The 16839-nt window shown below is 69.5% G+C and carries 16 protein-coding genes and 1 CRISPR repeat array (1 of these 17 cut by a window edge); of the genes, 7 read left to right on the top strand and 9 right to left on the bottom strand.

Going from position 1 to position 16839, the window contains the following annotated elements; translation table 11 throughout:
* Positions 1-290: 290 nt before the first annotated feature.
* The 3 genes from ACIA6B_RS30385 to ACIA6B_RS30375 all read left to right on the top strand — a co-directional run bounded on the left by ACIA6B_RS30385 (position 291) and on the right by ACIA6B_RS30375 (position 2962).
* Positions 291-677 carry an ATP-binding protein gene (locus ACIA6B_RS30385; RefSeq protein WP_396778624.1) on the top strand — a complete coding sequence of 129 codons (387 nt, stop codon included), beginning with the start codon at positions 291-293 and terminating at the stop codon, positions 675-677.
* A gap of 113 nt (positions 678-790) precedes the next feature.
* The gene (locus ACIA6B_RS30380; protein ID WP_396778622.1) at positions 791-1213 is read left to right on the top strand and encodes a PRC-barrel domain containing protein; all 423 of its coding nucleotides are present in this window, start codon (positions 791-793) and stop codon (positions 1211-1213) included.
* 405 nt (positions 1214-1618) lie between these two features.
* Positions 1619-2962 carry a PP2C family protein-serine/threonine phosphatase gene (locus ACIA6B_RS30375; protein WP_396778620.1) on the top strand — a complete coding sequence of 448 codons (1344 nt, stop codon included), beginning with the start codon at positions 1619-1621 and terminating at the stop codon, positions 2960-2962.
* Between the two features lie 1649 nt (positions 2963-4611).
* Here ACIA6B_RS30375 and ACIA6B_RS30370 read toward each other — a convergent pair.
* Entirely contained in the window at positions 4612-4824 is a 213-nt protein-coding gene (locus ACIA6B_RS30370; RefSeq protein WP_396778618.1) for a hypothetical protein, read from the bottom strand.
* A gap of 150 nt (positions 4825-4974) precedes the next feature.
* A complete protein-coding gene (locus ACIA6B_RS30365; RefSeq protein ID WP_396778617.1) occupies positions 4975-5709 on the bottom strand; it encodes a hypothetical protein in 735 nt (244 codons plus the stop codon).
* A gap of 231 nt (positions 5710-5940) precedes the next feature.
* Between ACIA6B_RS30365 and ACIA6B_RS30360 the strand changes: the two genes are divergently transcribed.
* A complete protein-coding gene (locus ACIA6B_RS30360; protein WP_396778615.1) occupies positions 5941-6687 on the top strand; it encodes a hypothetical protein in 747 nt (248 codons plus the stop codon).
* Positions 6688-7284: 597 nt separating this feature from the next.
* Here the strand turns inward: ACIA6B_RS30360 and ACIA6B_RS30355 are convergent.
* From ACIA6B_RS30355 to ACIA6B_RS30345, 3 genes are all read right to left on the bottom strand, one after another.
* Positions 7285-7416: a hypothetical protein gene (locus ACIA6B_RS30355; RefSeq protein WP_396778613.1), complete on the bottom strand. Its 132-nt coding sequence runs from the start codon at positions 7414-7416 to the stop codon at positions 7285-7287.
* Between the two features lie 392 nt (positions 7417-7808).
* On the bottom strand, positions 7809-8039 hold the full coding sequence (locus ACIA6B_RS30350; RefSeq protein ID WP_396778612.1) for a hypothetical protein: 231 nt from the start codon (positions 8037-8039) through the stop codon (positions 7809-7811).
* Between the two features lie 30 nt (positions 8040-8069).
* The gene (locus ACIA6B_RS30345) at positions 8070-8465 is read right to left on the bottom strand and encodes a hypothetical protein (RefSeq protein WP_396778610.1); all 396 of its coding nucleotides are present in this window, start codon (positions 8463-8465) and stop codon (positions 8070-8072) included.
* A gap of 256 nt (positions 8466-8721) precedes the next feature.
* Here ACIA6B_RS30345 and ACIA6B_RS30340 point away from each other — a divergent pair, with 256 nt between their 5' ends.
* Positions 8722-9225, top strand: a complete 504-nt coding sequence (locus tag ACIA6B_RS30340; protein WP_396778608.1) for a hypothetical protein — start codon at positions 8722-8724, stop codon at positions 9223-9225.
* A gap of 68 nt (positions 9226-9293) precedes the next feature.
* Here the strand turns inward: ACIA6B_RS30340 and ACIA6B_RS30335 are convergent, their stop codons facing one another.
* The 3 genes from ACIA6B_RS30335 to ACIA6B_RS30325 all read right to left on the bottom strand — a co-directional run bounded on the left by ACIA6B_RS30335 (position 9294) and on the right by ACIA6B_RS30325 (position 12740).
* Positions 9294-10655 (bottom strand): hypothetical protein, encoded by a 1362-nt coding sequence (locus ACIA6B_RS30335; RefSeq protein ID WP_396778606.1) that lies wholly within the window; start codon positions 10653-10655, stop codon positions 9294-9296.
* An 11-nt stretch (positions 10656-10666) separates the two neighbouring features.
* Positions 10667-12193, bottom strand: a complete 1527-nt coding sequence (locus tag ACIA6B_RS30330) for an alkaline phosphatase D family protein (RefSeq protein WP_396778604.1) — start codon at positions 12191-12193, stop codon at positions 10667-10669.
* Positions 12194-12398: 205 nt separating this feature from the next.
* Positions 12399-12740 (bottom strand): hypothetical protein, encoded by a 342-nt coding sequence (locus tag ACIA6B_RS30325; RefSeq protein WP_396778636.1) that lies wholly within the window; start codon positions 12738-12740, stop codon positions 12399-12401.
* Between ACIA6B_RS30325 and ACIA6B_RS30320 the strand changes: the two genes are divergently transcribed.
* Positions 12654-13082: an Imm1 family immunity protein gene (locus ACIA6B_RS30320; RefSeq protein ID WP_396778634.1), complete on the top strand. Its 429-nt coding sequence runs from the start codon at positions 12654-12656 to the stop codon at positions 13080-13082. The two genes, ACIA6B_RS30325 and ACIA6B_RS30320, sit on opposite strands and share 87 nt — an antisense overlap.
* On the opposite strand, the gene ACIA6B_RS30315 is transcribed toward ACIA6B_RS30320, so the two are convergent.
* A complete protein-coding gene (locus ACIA6B_RS30315; protein ID WP_396778603.1) occupies positions 13028-14032 on the bottom strand; it encodes a site-specific integrase in 1005 nt (334 codons plus the stop codon). The genes ACIA6B_RS30320 and ACIA6B_RS30315 overlap by 55 nt on opposite strands.
* Positions 14033-14678: 646 nt before the next feature.
* Here ACIA6B_RS30315 and ACIA6B_RS30310 point away from each other — a divergent pair.
* Positions 14679-15806 carry a Fic family protein gene (locus ACIA6B_RS30310; RefSeq protein ID WP_396778601.1) on the top strand — a complete coding sequence of 376 codons (1128 nt, stop codon included), beginning with the start codon at positions 14679-14681 and terminating at the stop codon, positions 15804-15806.
* Positions 15807-16534: 728 nt separating this feature from the next.
* Positions 16535-16839: a CRISPR direct-repeat array (repeat unit 28 nt; unit sequence CTGCTCCCCGCGCACGCGGGGGTGATCC); it runs 89 nt beyond the window's last position.

Genomic DNA, 16839 nt, shown 5'->3' with positions numbered 1-16839 from the left:
CACCCGCTTCGACAAGCTGGCCGTCCGCTATGAGGCCACCATCCACCTCGCCGCCATCAACGAGTGGCTGTGACCGACTTCGACACAGGCCCTAGGCACGCCCCTGCTGCTCCACGGCTAGGGAGCGGCGCTCACCTGATCTGGTCAGGTGGCGTGGGCTGCCTGCTCCACGCCGAGGTCGCCCGAACGTGAGGTGACGGCGCAGTCGAGACGCGGGCAGTGCCTGGCTCGCCGACGCGCGAATGATCGACTACGGTACAGGTGCGGTGGAGCGGGGTAGGTGTTCGGGTATGGACTCGGTGCGGATGCCCTTCAACGGCAGCGCTGACAGCGCGCCGCTCCGCCAGGCCGCCCGGGAAATCCTTGCCGACTGGGACGCCGCGCACGTCGCCGACGACGCGCTCGCCGTCATCACGGAACTGATGCACAACGTCATCAGGCACACCGACGACGGTGGAAAGCTCGAGTTGACGCGTCAGGCGGACACGATCCTCGTCGAGGTGTTCGACAACTCCACCCAGCAACCCCGACGTCTCGCGCCGGACCCGCATCGGATCGGCGGGCGGGGCCTGCTGATCGTGGAGGCCATGGCGCGCGAGTGGGGCGCGTACGCCATCGACGACGGCCAGCCCGGCAAAGTGGTGTGGGCGGCCATTCCCCTCGACCGGTCCGCCTGACCTCCTCGGCCGGGCGGGAGTGCTGCCCGACGCCCCCAACGACGGATTCAGCCCACCTGACCCTGGGTACTTCCTCGGAGCAGGATTGACGCTCGTCAGGACCGGAGGGCGCTGTGCAGCCGTTCACACCATGGGCGTGGCGCGAAAGCTTCCTCGACGCGGCCCGCGGCAACGAGGAATCGGACGCGGGCCGCGGCGGCAGTCCGCACGCCGACATGGTGGGCTACTGGGTGGAGGCAACCGACGGGCAGATCGGCTCGGTCGACCGGGCCAGCTACGACGTCGGCGAGGCCCTGCTCGTCGTGGACACCGGTCCGTGGATCTTCGGTCGCAGGGTGCTTCTGCCCGCCGGCACCGTGGCTTACGCCGACCACGACGCGCGCACCCTGTTCGTCGACCGCACCAAGGAGCAGGTCAAGAACTCCCCTCGGTACGACGAGGCGGACTTCGACACCGCCGGTTTCCGCCAGCGCGTCGGGGACTACTACGCCCGCACATACACCGCTTCGCCAGACGACGAGCAGGAACGAGCCTGACCACAGCGGCGAGGTGCAGACAGCGAAGCGGTGAGGGCCGACCCACGACGCGTAGACGCACCACGCGCCTGTCGCTTCGGCGCCGCTACCACGCACGCGGCGGCCAAAGCTTCGACCGTGAGGATTATCCACTGCGAAGGAGAGCCCCTGCCGCCCAAAGCGGCAGGGGACCTCTCTTCCTCGCGATCGAGCACGGGGATCGCTGCCACTCGAACCCGATCGGATCTACCTTCCTGATGCCCCGCCAGTCCCGTTGCCAATCATCGACCTCGACCTTGTTTGCGAGTCTGCGGCGCGCGTCTTACTTACTCTTCTTTCCCGTTCCCGGACCGGCGCTCGACCGGCGCCGGGCTGCACGTCGTCGGGCGGCGCGGCCACATCGACGCTGGCGGCGGATCCGACGGCGTGAGCGAAGGTGATAATGGCTGGGGTCCACCGGACGAGCGGATCACGCATCGCGCTGACGTCAGCCTCATGTCGCAGCCGGGGAGAAGGGGATCTGCCGTGCTCAGTGACGCCGACCGGCCGGTGGCGTCGTCCACCGCCGTACCATCGACGGTCGGGCGTCCGGCGTCATCGTCCGCAGCGGCGGACCTCGCGGTCCTGCTCATCGAGGATGATCCCGGCGATGCGCTGCTCACCCGGGAACTGCTGGCGGACAGTGGCATGGGCACCCGGTTCGCGCAGGCCAGCAGCCTGAGCGAGGCCGCAGCTACCACCTCGATGCCGGACTGTGTACTGCTTGACCTGCACCTGCCCGACAGCCGCGGGTTGGCGGCGCTCGCGCAGGTGCTGCACCGGTGGCCGGACGCGGCCGTGGTGGTGCTCACCGGCCTGGCCGACGCCGCCACGGCCACGGCGGCCGTCGCCGCCGGCGCCCAGGACTACCTGATCAAGGGCCAGATCGATGGGGCGCTTCTCGGGCGCACCATCGAGTACGCCGTTCAGCGCCGCCGGGTGGTCGTCACGCAGCGGCAGTTGCGGGACAGCCGCATGCAGGCCAGCGAGAGCCTTCGGCTGCAGCGAGGCCTGCTCCCGACGCCGTTAATCACCGATCCCACGTTGGCGGTTACCAGCAGATATGTACCGGGGCGAGGACGATCGCTGCTCGGCGGTGACTTCTTCGACCTGGTGCAGGACGAGGACCACACGATCCACGCCGTCATCGGTGACGTCTGCGGCAACGGCCCGGACGAGGCCGCGATCGGCGTCGGCCTCCGCGTCGGATGGCGCACCCTGACCCTGGCCGGGGTGGACAAGACCTCCCGAATGCGGTTGCTGGAACAGGTGCTGGTGGCCGAACGACCACGCGAGGCAATGTTCGCCACCGCTTGCACCATCCGCGTCACCCCGGACCGCTCGACGGTGGTCGTCGTCAGCGCCGGCCATCCCGCGCCCCTGGTGATCACACCCGACGGCGCCTACCCCGCGCCGATCCGTCACCACCTCGGGTTGGGCATGTTCCCCGGACGGGGCCGCTGGCAGGAATCCATCGTCACCCTTCCGAAGGACGCGGGACTGCTGCTCTACACCGACGGAGCCTACGAAGGATTCGCCGAGGACGGCACCCGGCTCGGCGAGCCACGATTCGTCGACCTCGCCGGCAGGTTGAGCGCCACCACAGATCCCGGCAACTTCCTCACCGCTCTCCTCACCGAAATCAGGCGCAGCGACGACGGTCGACACAACGACGACACCGCCCTGCTCCACCTGACCTGGCCCGCAGAAGCGACCAAGGATGAAGCCTGACCGTCTCGCCTGCTCCGCCGCGTCGGCCGCCATCTCCGACGAGGACAGGCGTCGCGGCTGCTCGCCTCAAGCCTCCTCCTACCGGTCCCCTTCGTGCTCGCGACGGATCCAGTCCGACGGTACGCCTCTTTCGTACCGCCGATCGGGAACCGAATTGGGCGCCCGACGACGCGGTATCCAGCCCAGAAACCGTGCGTGCAGGTATCGGGTCGGTTCCGCGGGCAGGTCGGTCAGAGCCCGCGTGTAGCAGGCACCGAGGTACTGGAAGACCGCTCCGGGCGCGCGGCGGTGCTCGTCCCTCAGGCGATCACGACCAGCTCGGCACGGCCAGGGTTGGGCGCAGTCGCCGCAGTACCAGTCGGGCACGACCGGAAGGTGCCGCCGCCCCGCAGACGTCCGCTGCCCCGCAGACATCGGCGCCGCGGTTCGGCGCAGGCGGTGCATCAGCCGCTCACCGACGAAGAAGTCGATCGTGAGTTCCTGTGTAGCGTCCGGCTCCCGATGCGGCATGTTCACATCCATGGTCCCTCCTGAAGGGTGCACCCCGCATCGGAGACGGTAACCCCTGCGGACGGGACAGGATGACGGAAAGCGCTGACCGGCGGATTGGCCGGGCCGGCGGCCTGGCCCGAGCATCGGGAGAAATCCGCAGGCCAGGACGCTATTGGGATTGTCACGGTACGCAATCTGCGGAAAGCGACGGAGCGTGGGCTCCTCCGACCGTGTCCGCCGGTGGCGATCCGTGTGCGGGGCACGGCACCGGAGCCGGGACGCCGTAGAGACATCGTGGACTCGTTACGATGGCAGGACGGTGCGGCGCCCGAGACCGCGTCCATGAGGCTCGGGCCTGACGACGTCACATCGAACTCGGACAATCCTGCGGGTGTTCGGTACGTTACTTCACGTGTTGTCCAACGCGAGCGATCCGACCGCAACTCGCCGGAGGCGTCAGCGGGACCACATGAGCGACGCGTGGATGCTCGCGGAGGCTGAGACCGCTCGACGGCGGACCCCTGAACCGGGCGCGGTCCGGAGGCCCCTTATACCGCACCGGTTCGACGCCGTCGACCGGTCGCCGGCCGTGGTGCGGTTCGCGCCTGGGCGCCCGGCGATGGCCGCAGCCTTCAACGGACACGTGTAGGAGGCGCAGGTCGAGGCCGCCATTGGGCTCGGGCTCACCCGGTGGAGGCACGCGGCTTCGTCACCGCCGGCGCCCGGATGGTACGCGCGCCCGCACGCCATGGGCCTCGCGCTGCACGACCGACGGGACTGCTCTTCGCCGGCGGCCTGATCGAGGTGCCGGCCGGCTGGACCACGACGGCCCTGGCCTCGGGCGTGATCGCGGCCTATGGTTTGCCGACCGGGCGTCTGCCCACACCGGGCTACAGCCGCAGGATCGCACAGCGCATGACAACAGCCAGCCGACTCGGCCTCAACGCCGCAGGTCGCGTGCCGCTGCGATGGGAACCAGTGGCGCCCCAGCACATCCTCCCCGCTCCGTCGTACGTGTCGCGAGGTCAGGTAGCCGGCTCGCCGTGCCCCTCGGCCGGCCTCGTCACCCGCCGCCGCGGTCGTCGCCAGTGTCAGCGTCGTGTCACACCGTTCCCACTGACGCCGCCACCGTCATGATCACCGCCCATCGCCCGACGTCACCGGTCGGCGAGCACGGCGATCAACGCCCATGCGGCCTGCCCGACGAGTCCCGTCACCGCCACCACGACCGCATAGCGCCCCGCCCGCAGCATCGCCGCCGGCCGCGAGGACTCGCGATGAGCCAGGATTGCGTATCCACCGGCCGCAGCGCAGGCCAGAGAGATCATCCACCCGGCGAACAGCAGACCCTCGTGCAACGGCAGCGCCACGGTGAACCTCCCGACGGCGGAATGCTCACCACCATTCAACGCCGCTCGTCCCCCGTACGGGCCACCGCACGGTGAACACCATCCGAACCGGTGGCGACGCATCGTCGCCCCTGCCGGTCGCGCATGATCGCGTCGGTTGGGCAGGCTCGGTCAGGTGCGGTCGACGACGAGGTCGGAGACTCCCGCGACCGCATCGACGTCGTACCGGTCAGTCGCGGTGTCCCAACCGCCGGGCGTGAGCACCGTGCCGCCGGCCACCCCGCTTCGCTCGACACCGTCCACGCTCACTCGGCCGGCACCGCCCGCCACGCGGACCCGCACCGGGGCGTCGCCGTCAAGGTGCACCAGCAGCCGACTCGCCCCGCCGGCCATCGCCAGCCGCACCGTACCCGCGGCGGGCGGCAACGTGACCTCCGCGCGGCTTGTGCCGGCCGTCAGCTCGACCTCGTCGATCCGGCCGCCGCGCAGGTCGAGCACCTCCTCCTGGGCGCCACCGCCGAGCCGGACACGCCACCGCACGTCGTCGTGCAGCGCCACCTCGACCAACGCCGGACCCGCGCCGCCGGCGGCGGCAAGACCAGCCGTCACGGCGCCGTCGGACATCGACACCGTCGGCCGGACCTTCGCGCCGGTCGGCGTCGACACCCGGTACAGGTCGTCCCCGAGATCGGCGGTCCGCACCCGCACCACGTCCGCGCCGTCGACCAGCACGAAAACGGCGGAACGTAGGCCACCCCGTTCCGCCGCCACGGTGTGCCGATCCTCACCGTCGGGACTGCGGTCGGTCCACGCGTGGCCGTCGCCGCCGGTGCCCGGGCGGCCCCCCTCCCGCGGCTCGCCGGCCCGGCAGCCGCCAAGCAGCGCCGCCAGAAGGAGAAGCCCCACGACTCCTCCACCCGGGCCGCGTTCGACCATCCGGCGCACCATCCCAACCGTCTGCGTCACGCCCCGGTTCCTACCCCGTCGCAGCATGGGCGACTCCCCCGGCGTGCGACGCCTCCCCGATGCGTCACCGGACGTTCCGGTAGGCGGTATGGAGTGGGCTCCACCCGGACGGGGCACTGAGCCCCACGTGAGCACGTCCGCCGAACACGTGCCGTCGAGGAGAGGAAGAGGATGCGACGCCCCACCGTCATGCTGGCGACAGCCCTGGTCATCCTCGGGATCACCGGGCTGAGCGGCTGCACCGGTGAGGAGGCCGCCGCCCCGGCGGCACGCACGACGCCGGGCACCGCCACGACCGCGGGCACGCCGAGCCCCGCCACTCCGACCGTCGGCGCCCCGGGCAGTGGCACCGGGCCGGGCTGTCCGGCGAATGAGGATCGGCTCCCGCCGGGTTCCCGCAGCACATCGACGGGCGACCTCGACCACGACGGACGGCGGGACACGCTGTTCCTGGTCTATGACGGGATGAACCGCATCGGGGTCCGGACCGCGACCGGCCTGACCGCCTCCACCCGCTTCTCCGTCGCCGAACCCAGCGAACTGCAACCGCACGGCTTCGTCGTCGCCGACGGCTCGTCGCTCATCCTCCTCAGCGGCTCGCGGCAGGCATACCTCTTCGCGTTCGTCGGATGCCGAGTCGTCGCGACGCGCAACGCAGAGGGCGGGCAGTACCGGTTCGACAACGGGTTCGCCCGGTCCGGCACCGGCGTCGGATGCCTACGCGGGAGCGACGGCCTGACACTGGTCGGCCTGCGGGCGGAGAAAACGACCGACGGCGACAGGTACCAGATCCGCCGCACCGTGATCGAACCTGTGCAGCTCGGCTGGTCCGCCCGCAACGGGCCGACCAGCGTCAGCGAGACCGGCCTGACCCGCGAGGCCGCCTTCCACAAGATTCGCACCGGCTATCCGTGCTAAGGCATGTGCTGCTCCTGAGGCCGTAGCCGGTAATCGATGTCTTTCCGGCGGCCGGAGCGGGCCGTCGGCAGCCGGGCAGGCGCGCATGAGGCTGCAGTGCATCGGTGTGCTGTGCACGACGACACCGAGATCACCCGGCCCGACCGGCGGTGCCGCCGCCGAGACGGCAACCGGCGGATCACTGCGGCTCTAGGATCACGGCGATCCCGGAGCAGACGTCCTCTACCGCAGCAGCTGACGCGAACCGCTGACCTGAGTCGCGTCGGTGACGGCGGAGCGGTCGGCCGCTCCCGCCGTCACCGGATCACAAACCCATCCGCCTTGTGCGAGATATTGTCGCAACGGCAAGGCCGGCGACGACAAAAAGCGCCAGTCGTGAAAGACCTCAGCAATTGCTACTGGCCAGTAGGCGACGTGTTGCGAAGTGGGCCCCCATCCCCCTGGAGGTCCCGCACGACCCGTCGCCCTCTGACGGTTCTCGGCAGTCTCGCCACCGGCCTGCTGCTCAGCCTCGGTCTCGCCGCCCCCGCCTCCGCCGCCGGCACGGACTACGCCGCCCTCGGCGACTCCCCCTCGTCCGGTGTCGGCACCAACAAACTACGACAGCGGCAGCGGCTCGTGCCGGCGCAGCCCGCAGGCATACCCGAGGTTGTGGGCCAACAGCCACGCACCGGCGAGCTTCCAGTTCGTCGCCTGCTCCGGCGCCACCACGCGCGAGGTGCTGAACAACCAGCTCGGCGCGCTGAATAACCGACCTCGTCACGATCTCGATCGGAGGCAACGACGCCGGCTTCGCCGACGTCGTCACCACCTGCCGCCTCGGCTCGGCGGCGACCGCACGCCCAGATTTGCACCCAGGCGCCGATGGCCGTTCCGAAGTTCGTTGCGCCCACATACCTGCCCCGGTTCGGTTCATGATCGAGCCGTCTCCCTCGGTGATCAACCGCCGGGCACCGTTGATCAGACACGCGCGGAGCTGCCGCTGCCGTCGGCGGTACGCCACCAAAGACGGCCTGGCACTTCCGCACCCCTCAGGAGGTCTGATGAGCACTGCCGCCCCGAGGGCACCCCTTACATCCATCAGACCGAGACCCTCCGCCATCCTCCGGGCGATCGACCTGTCACTCGTCGAGGCGGGCCGCCGCGCCGAAGTTGCCGTACGCGGTGCAGGCGGTCGTGCTGACGGTCACCTTGAGCCCGCCGCCCCTGTTCTCACTCCAGACTGCGTACGGGCTGCACAGCGCATCGACGTCCGAGGCGGTGCAGAACACCTGCTCCGAGTGCCACCACCGCAGCGAGTCCGGTGAACCGTCGGCCTTGCTGGAACCCCACGACGTTCGGGCCAACGACACAGGAGCCGCTCATGAATCCCGTTCGCTCGATCACGAACTTGCTGGCGCCGTAGGCGTACGCGCAGCCCGCGAAGCTGCCCGAGGCGTACCCCACGGCCAGCGTGTGATGCCCTCGGTGTTGCCCGCCGCGCCGTCTCCGGCGTCCCGGATGTCCATGTGGTCGAAGCTCGTCTTGACGGCGCCACCTGCGAAGACGAAGTCGCGGGCGAAGAGACAGCCGACCATCGGGCCGTTGGGCTTGTAGGTGAGCGCCGCCCAGCCCGAGCCCATCCCGGTCTGGGCGGCACCGTCCTGCGCGGCGGTCTGCACCCGGTTGACTCCGTAGCTCCAGGTACCCGCACCCGTCGGGGCTGCCAGCGCGGCGGTCAGCGCCATCAGCACCGCGCCCGCGGTGGCGACAAGCACATGCCACGGTCGACGAGTCATCTCAGGTTCCTTCTCGAAGCGCGGCCGTCGGGTCCGATTCAAGCATCGATCGACCCGACGGCAACCGGAGCCGCCGCCGAGGCGGGATCGCGGACGCGACATTCTCCCGGGCACCGGGCTGGACAGGTACATCTGCCCGGATCGTACGGCCCGGCCGCTCGGATGATACTGACGTTCATCTATGTAATGTAGAAATCTTCCAAGCCGGCTCATCGCTTTGAAAAAATCCCACTCAGCCCGCACACCAGGAGTAGACATGTCCGTCCACCGGTCCATCCTGCGCCGCCGACTGCTGACGCTGCTCGTCACCATCGCCGGGGCGGTCGGCCTCGGACTCGGCCTCGCCACGCCGGCCTTCGCCATCAGCCAGTCCAGCGCGACGAGTCAACTCCGCGCGGCGGGAATCACCTGGAGTTCCAGCGGCAACTGCAGCAACCGCAACGTCGCGACGTGCACCTCGTTCGAGGGCGTCCGCCAGGCCACCATCGACGGCATCATCACCTTCAAGCGGGCGAGCGGCTGCGCCGTCAACGTCACCGCCGGTACCGAGACCGGCCACGCCGGTGGCACCTACAGCCACTGGAACGGCTACAAGCTCGACATCGCCAAGTCGAGCTGCGTCAACAACTACATCTACAACCACTACGCCTACGTGGGGTACATCTCCGGCTGGGGCTACCAGTACCGAGCGGCGTCCGGCAACCTCTACACCGACGAGGGCGACCACTGGGACATCCTCTTCTACAGCTGCGGCTGCTGACCGTCCGTGCGTCGGGTCGGTGCCGATTCTCGGCGCCGACCCGACGCGGGTGAGGGCGGGCGGAGTCGCTACCGCCGGGCGGCGCCGTGCACGTCGATGGTCGCGGGCGGGGTGCCGTGCCGCGCCTTGAGCCGGCGCAGCTCCTCGGCGGAGAGCAGCCAGGTGGAGTTGGTGGCGCCGAGGCCGAGAATCACCTGGTCGAACGTGTTCCCGTCGTTGTCGTCGGTGTAACAGACGCTGATCTCCCCCCAGGGCGAGGACGCGACTGCCATCTGCTCCTGGCGTCCGGTCACCGTTTGGCTGAGCTGCTGGTTGGCGAGCCGCCCGGTGGCCGTACCGTCGGGGTTGAGGCCGGCGGCCCACACGTTCGCGTCGGCGGCCTGGACCGTCCAGCCGACCACGACGTTGTCCTGATCGTCGATGCCGATGTCCGGGGCGGAGGCGCCGGCCGCCGCCGCGGATACCTGCACCTCGCCGTGCCGGGGAACGCCGGCGTTGGTGAAGGAGCGCACCCAGACGCCCGGCGTGCCGGTGTGGTCGGACTCCCAGGCAACCGAGAAGTCGCCGGCGAAGTTCGCGGCTATCGAGGCGCGCTGCTGCTGGCCCCCGCTCTGGGCGTTGGCGATCCGCCGCGACAGCACGACCGCGCCGTTGCCACGCCCCAACCGGGTCAGACCGACGTTGAAGTACCCGTTGGCGTCGGCGTCCTCGTCCCAGACCACCAGGGCGTCACCGGCGGCCGACACGGCGACGTCCGGGCGGTGATGCGCACCGGTGGCCTGCGAGGCTGTCACCTCGTACGCCTTGGTGGTCGCGCCGGTGAAGCCGGCAGCCCGTACGGTGGCGGGCGCCGTGCCCTGGATGTCCTCCCAGACGACGGTGAAGCCGACAGCCGCGGCGTTACCCGGTGCGCCGTCCGGATCGACCGCCACCCTCGGCCAGATCTGCTGGCCGGCGTCGGCGGCGTTGGCCTGACCGGCGCCGAGCACCGTCCCGGTGGGTGACACAACCCGGTACGCGATGTTGTAGACGCCGTTCCCGTCACCGTCGGCGGCCCAGACGACCACCGCGTCGCCCCGGTCGTCGAGGCCGACGTGCGGGCTGATGTGCCGCCAGGGACGCCCGCTGGTCCCGCCGTCGGAAAGCTTCACCTCGTAGCCGGGTGTGGCGTCGCGGAACAGCCGCAGGTAGATCTCGCTGTGCGTGTCGTCCTGCGGCTCGGTGCCGTCGCGGTCGTCCTCCCAGACCACCGCGACCTGCCCGTCGCGGTTCATGGCGACGGCGGACTGGTCCTGGTCGCCCGAGGCAACGCTGTTGGCCGCCGTCCAGGTGATCGACTCCGCGGTGACGCGCGCCGGAGCCGGAGTCGGGCCGGGCGCCGTGGGCAGCACGAGCAGACTGGCGGCGAGAATCGCGGTGAACGCTTGCATGGTCACTCCCCCTACCCGGCCTGCAGGCCGGGCTGACCGTCAAGGACGACGAACGAACGCACGGTCGACGCGGCGGCGCCGTGCTCGGTCACCGTGCCGATCGCCCGGAAGTCCGCGCGGACCTGGCTGCGGCTGATCGTGGTACGGACGTAGCCGCGAAGGTTCGAGTAGAACTTGAGGTGCGGATTGGTCGCCGCGTTCGGCATGGCGGCGGTGCCGTCGCCGTTGCCGTCGGTACTGATCGAGGTGCAGACCAACTCGGTGCCGATGGTGGCCGACGACGGATTGGCGTAGTCGGCCTTCAGCTCGTTGGCCCAAGACCGGTGCACGTCGCCGGTGAGCACCAGGGGGTTGCGGACGCCGCGTTGCACCCACCCGGTCTGGATCCGGCTACGGGAGGCGCGGTAGCCGTCCCAGGCGTCCATGTTCGCGGCGCCGCTGGCGTCGAACTGCCGGGCGAAGAACACCTGCTGACCGAGGATGTCCCAGGTGCCGTAGCGCTGCGCCAGCCCGTCCAGCAGCCAGGCTTCCTGAGCGGCGCCGGTCAGCGAGCGCGTGGCCAGGTCCGCGTCCGCGCACACCTTCCAGCCGTCCCCGCACGCCTGGTCGTCGCGGAACTGCCGGGTGTCGAGCATGTGGAAGGTCGCCAGTTGGCCCCAGCGGATCCGCCGGTACAGCGGGATGCTGTTACCGCTGGGCGCCGAGGTCGGTCGCAGTGGCATGTTCTCGTAGTAGGCACGGTAGGCGGCGGTGCGGCGCGCGACCCACTGCGCGGCGGTGAGCGTCGGGCTGCTGTCGGCGCGGACCATGTTGGCGTAGTTGTTCTCCACCTCGTGGTCGTCGGGCACCACCAACCAGGGTGCCGCCGCGTGGGCAGCCTGCAGATCCGCGTCCGTCTTGTACAGCGCGTACCGGCGGCGGTAGTCGGCGAGCGACACGATCTCGGCGCCGAGGTGCTGGCGCACCTTGCCGGCGGCTGCGGCACCCTCGTAGATGTAGTCACCAAGGTGCAGAATCAGACCGGGGTTGTCCTCGGCCATCCGGCGGTAGGCCGTGTAGTACCCGGCCTCGTAGTGGGCGCACGATGCGAACGCCATCACGAGATCCCGGCCGAACGTCCCGGCGGCCGGCGCGGAGCGGGTCCGGCCGACGGGTGAGATGTGTCCCTGGGCTCGGAAGCGGTAGTAGTAGTCGGAGTCCGGCGTGAGTCCACCCGCGATCACATGGACCGAGTGCGCGTCGGCGTAGCGGGCGACCACCGAACCGGAGGCGACAAGTGGCGCGAACCGCTCGTTGGCCGACACCTGCCACTCGACTGTCACGTCCGCGTTCGCCATTCCGCCCTGCCCGTCGGCGTCGAGCGGAGCCGGCGCCAGCCGGGTCCACAGCACCACGCTGTCGGGGTCGGGATCGCCCGAGGTCACGCCCAGCTTGAAGGGATAGGGCACGGCCGCGCGGGCGGCCCGCCCCGGTCCGATCGCGACACCCGCGGCGGCGAGCCCACCGAGTACCAACGTACGACGACTCAGTCCAGTCACGAGAGACACCATCAAGAACATCGATGAATGGCGAGCGGGGTCCGCGGGAACGGCGGGTTACGCGCTGACGTCAGTCAGTCGCGGGTCCAAGTCAGCCGTCGCGGCATCGCGGGCCCGGCCACCGCGGCCACAGCGGGCGGGACGCCGGCCTCGGCTACCACTTCCGCCGACGTTCCAGGGATTCGCATCCCGCCCACCCGGCCGGTCAGAGACCCCATCGATCGCTGATGTGCCGAACCCGCACTTCGGCGCGACCGAAATGGTTCCGGCCGCTCGGGGACAGCACCGCATCGGGGTGGCCGAGCTGCTCCACCAGCCAGGAACGCACGTCATCGCGGACGTCGTCGGCGTCCCACACCGCCGTACGCAGCGGAGGTGCGGGTGGCTGCTGGTCGCGTCGCGTATGCGGGCGTACGCCTTGCCGGCGAGGGCGTGCAGGTCGGCGGCCAGGGCTGATGAGATGGGTGTCGGGCACGCCGAACGGTCGTTCGTCTATCACGTCGCCGTTGACGGCAGCAGCGCTTGGGGATACCAGCCAGACCTTCAACCGGGGCCCGCGTTCACCTTCGACTACGCCGGCACGCCCACCGACGCCTGGCCCGAACGCACCCGCATCACCAACGCGACCGTCCGGCAAGCCGCACGACAGGTCCTCACCGCCGACGGGCAACGACCCCCCAGGCACTGGCCTGGGAAACCGTCGAATAGCTCGAGCGTGGACGGCTTACGGGGCAAGTGCCGCAGCCGGGGTAGGGCGCGGCTCGCAGGGGCCTCGCCGCGTGCGGTGACCCCGGAGCCGCCTCACCCGGAGCACCGCACGCGGCTCCCCATCCCTTACTCGGTTTTAGATGAGACGGCGCAGTTCGTCTGCGAGCACCGCTCAGCGTGATCTGTCAGACGGGCCAGCGGATGGGGTTGGCCGGTCATGGCCGACAGCGCGTTGGCCACGTCGTGCAGATCCGCCTGGATGTAGGTGGTGGTGGAGGATCCGGGGCTGTCGGTGTGTCCGGCGTAGGCGCGGGCGATGCCGTAGCCGAGTGTCGTTCCACTCAGGTCAGCGTGGTGTGGCGCAGCCAGTGGGTCGAGATGCCGTGCACGGCTACCCAGGGCAGGCGCACCCCTAAGCGTTTCCACAGGTGGTCGTAGCGGCGGCTGGTGATCGGTTGGCCGTTGCGCGCGCAGGAGCGGATCGGTTGGCAGGACCGCGCCGCGAGCCTGGGCGTGCTCTCTCAGGTGTCCGGCGAGTTCGAGGGTGATGGGCTGCCAGCGGATGGTGGGTCCTTTCTCGGTGAGGCGGACGAGCCCGTTGGTGGCATCGAGGTCGACCAACCGGAGGGCCAGGGCGCCGCCGCGGCGGCACGCGGTCTCGGTGTGCGGGCGCAGGAGCAGCGCGTCGAGGATGACGTCGTTCCCGCTGGTGCGCGCTATCGCGTTGATCTCCTCCAGCTCGTGTGCCGTCAACACGCGGCGGCTGCCGGCTAGGCGTCGGGGTTTCGCGACGCGGTGCGCGGGGCTGGCTGCGGCGTCGATCAGCCCGTCGGCGATGGCCCGTCGGTAGTAGGCGCGGGCGGTGGCGATGACGTGCTCACCGGCGTGCCGGCCGTTGCGGCTGTTGCGCCGCGCCACGGCGCTGGCGATCATCGCCTGTTTCAGGGCCCCGACGTCGCCGGCGGTGACGGAGTCCAAAGGCCGCTTGGGCCACGCGGCGGCCATCCGGTCCCAGTAGGTGCCGTAGGTGCGACGCGCTCCGGGCCCGGCAGCGGCGACAACACGGGGCAGGTACTCGGCGACCGTCGGCAGGACGGACGGCGCCGCGGGGTGCGTTTGCAGGTCGGTCACCGTGACGCCCAGGTGAGCCAGACCCTGGCGAGCGGCAGCGACGGCGGGCGGGGTCAGCGTTCATTGTCGGCTCCCGCCAGGTGCGTGTGCAGGTCGGCGAGCAGGCGTACGACGGTGCTGACGGGATGCACGACGACCAGGTCACGTGCAACGATAGCGGCGAGCAGCACGGGTTGGCCGGGATCGATGCGGCACCTGTGCCGGGCATTCGCCGGCAAGGGCAAGTCACCTCGGCTGCCCACCTGGTGGAGACCGTCGCTGGCCGAGCATATGACGAGCATGCCGTGACGCGGCTGAATGTCGAGGCGGTGGTGCGGAGGCCAGCCCAACGGGGCGCAGGAGGTGCTGCGCGCTCACCCGGCCACAGCGTGCCGGAAGAGCCATCCACAGCAACAGGGGCGCCTCGGTGATCGCCGACGGGCAGACTCGGGCCGGTAGAGCGGCCATCGGCGGCGGGGACACGCGGGTAGGACAGCGGGTACGAGTGGACCGACGAGGTGTTCCTTCGGCCGGATAAGTGGTGTCATGACCGAACAACCTCATTCAGCGATGTGGCGCGATCCGTCAGGGGCCGCCCGACGCCCTTCACCCCATGCAATGCTGAAATTAATCTGGGATTCGGCGGAAAGCATTGTATGATTAGCGCATGCTGTATCGGACCCCTGCGCTCACGGATGACGACAAGCGCGTGCTTGGCGAACTGGACATTATGCGGGACAGCCTGCGGTATCAGATCGCTGAGCCGCACCGCTGGACGGGGCAACTTCGACGAACCCTGATCGCTCACGCCATCCAGGGCTCGAATTCGATCGAGGGCTACCAGGTATCCCTGGACGACGCCGCCGCCGCCGTCGCCGGCGACGAGCCGGTGGAGACGAACCCGCAAACCTGGGAAGTCATCACTGGTTACCGGGACGCCCTGACCTATGTGCAGCAGCTCGCCCGCTCACGCGAGTTCGCCTGGCAGCACATGTTGCTCAACGCGCTGCACTTCATGATGCTTCGCCATGAGCTCGGCAAGTGGCCGGGTCGCTTCCGTCCGGGTGACATCCATATCGACGAGGCGCACACCGGCCGGCGCGTCTACACGGGGCCTGACGCCGACGATGTTCCGTCGCTGATCTCCGAGCTGATCGACTGGCTGGCCGACGGCGAGCCGGAGACCCCGCTGCTCGTGCGGGCCTCCATGGCTCACCTGAACCTGGTCAAGATCCATCCATGGCGGGACGGGAATGGTCGGATGTCGCGCTGCCTGCACACCCTGCTGCTCGCCCGGGACGGTGTCCTCGCCCCGGAGTTCTCCTCGATCGAGGAGTGGCTCGGCGTCGGGAGGAACACCTACGCCTATTACGACGCGCTCGGTGAGGTCGGCGGTCCAACCTGGCAGCCGGAAAACGACACCAGCAAGTGGATCCGGTTCTGCCTCAGCGCGCACCACCAACAAGCCCAACTGGTCCGGCAACGCCTCGATCAGGCCGCGCATCTCTGGGAACTGCTCGACACCTCGGTCCGGAGCCACGGACTACCCGAGCGGGTCATCAGCGCCCTGCACCTCGCCGCGACCGGCGGTCGAGTCCGCCGGACCCTCTATCAGCGCGACGAGAACCTCACCGACGACCAAGCAACCCGCGACCTTCGCGCCCTCGTCCGGGCGGGCATGCTCGAACAGCACGGCGAGACCCGAGGCAGGTTCTACCTCACCTCGCCGACGCTGCGCGACCTCGCCGCACCCGCGCTACGCCCCAAGGAGATCATCGACCCGTACCGACGCTGAGGCGCAGACCCGGCATGCCCAACACCGTGAATCTGCGACGTCAGCGCGCGGAAGAGACGCCATTCCCTGTCACCGAATTTGACAGACGCGGCCAATCATAGCCAGGCGGCCGCTTCAATGATTTACAACATTTGCGTCTAAATAATACCAAATAGGACACCCATTCTGTCCCATTTATCGTGATTTTCTACAAAATTTGGTGTCCGAGGGGTGATCGATACCGTCGCCCCACCATCGCCCGACGCAGACGATATTGCAATGATCGACTGTCGCCCGTAGCTAGCCCAGATGACGGCTGCCGCGCGGATCACCCCCGAGTTCGCGAGGAGCAGACGTCGTAGAGGTACGGCTTCGCGGTGGTCCCGGGATCACCCCCCGCGTACGCAGGGAGCAGCGTGGCTGGCTCATCGAGCGCGACGCCGTCGGGGGATCACCCCCGCGTGCGCGGGGAGCAGTCCTGGGCCAGTCGGGCAACACGTGACACGGATAGTTAAGTATCGGGACGAGGGCTGAGCAGCTTTCACAGCGAGATGTCCCCTACGTGCGCCGTCCAATCTTGCCGCATCGTTGACGAGATCGACGAGAAAAGTTTCGCCTCGAGCCTCACAAACTATGCTTTAGCCGGGAGCCTCCGCCCACTACGTCAACTGCCGCCCAAGGAGACGATCTTGCGGAACATAGTGAATGAAAACCAAGAAGTCGATCTTTAGCGTTGCAGGTCAGCAAGTCTGCTCCCCGCGCACGCGGGGGTGATCCGGTCGAGGCAGAGTGAGCCCCGACTGGCGGGGCCTGCTCCCCGCGCACGCGGGGGTGATCCGCGATTGCGCCGTTCCTGCTCATCGCGTGGCGCCTGCTCCCCGCGCACGCGGGGGTGATCCGGTCGACGCCGGCCTGGTGGACTGCCGGCGGTGCTGCTCCCCGCGCACGCGGGGGTGATCCGCTGGCGGCCGTCGTCGCATCCCTGAGCGGTGACTGCTCCCCGCGCACGCGGGGGTGATCCCGGTGCGGTGTCCTTCCCGGTGGCCGAGGTGCT

This window comes from Micromonospora sp. NPDC051141, from assembly GCF_044455765.1.
Taxonomy (GTDB): Bacteria; Actinomycetota; Actinomycetes; order Mycobacteriales; family Micromonosporaceae; genus Micromonospora.
This window is presented reverse-complemented; position numbering and strand designations above follow the sequence as displayed.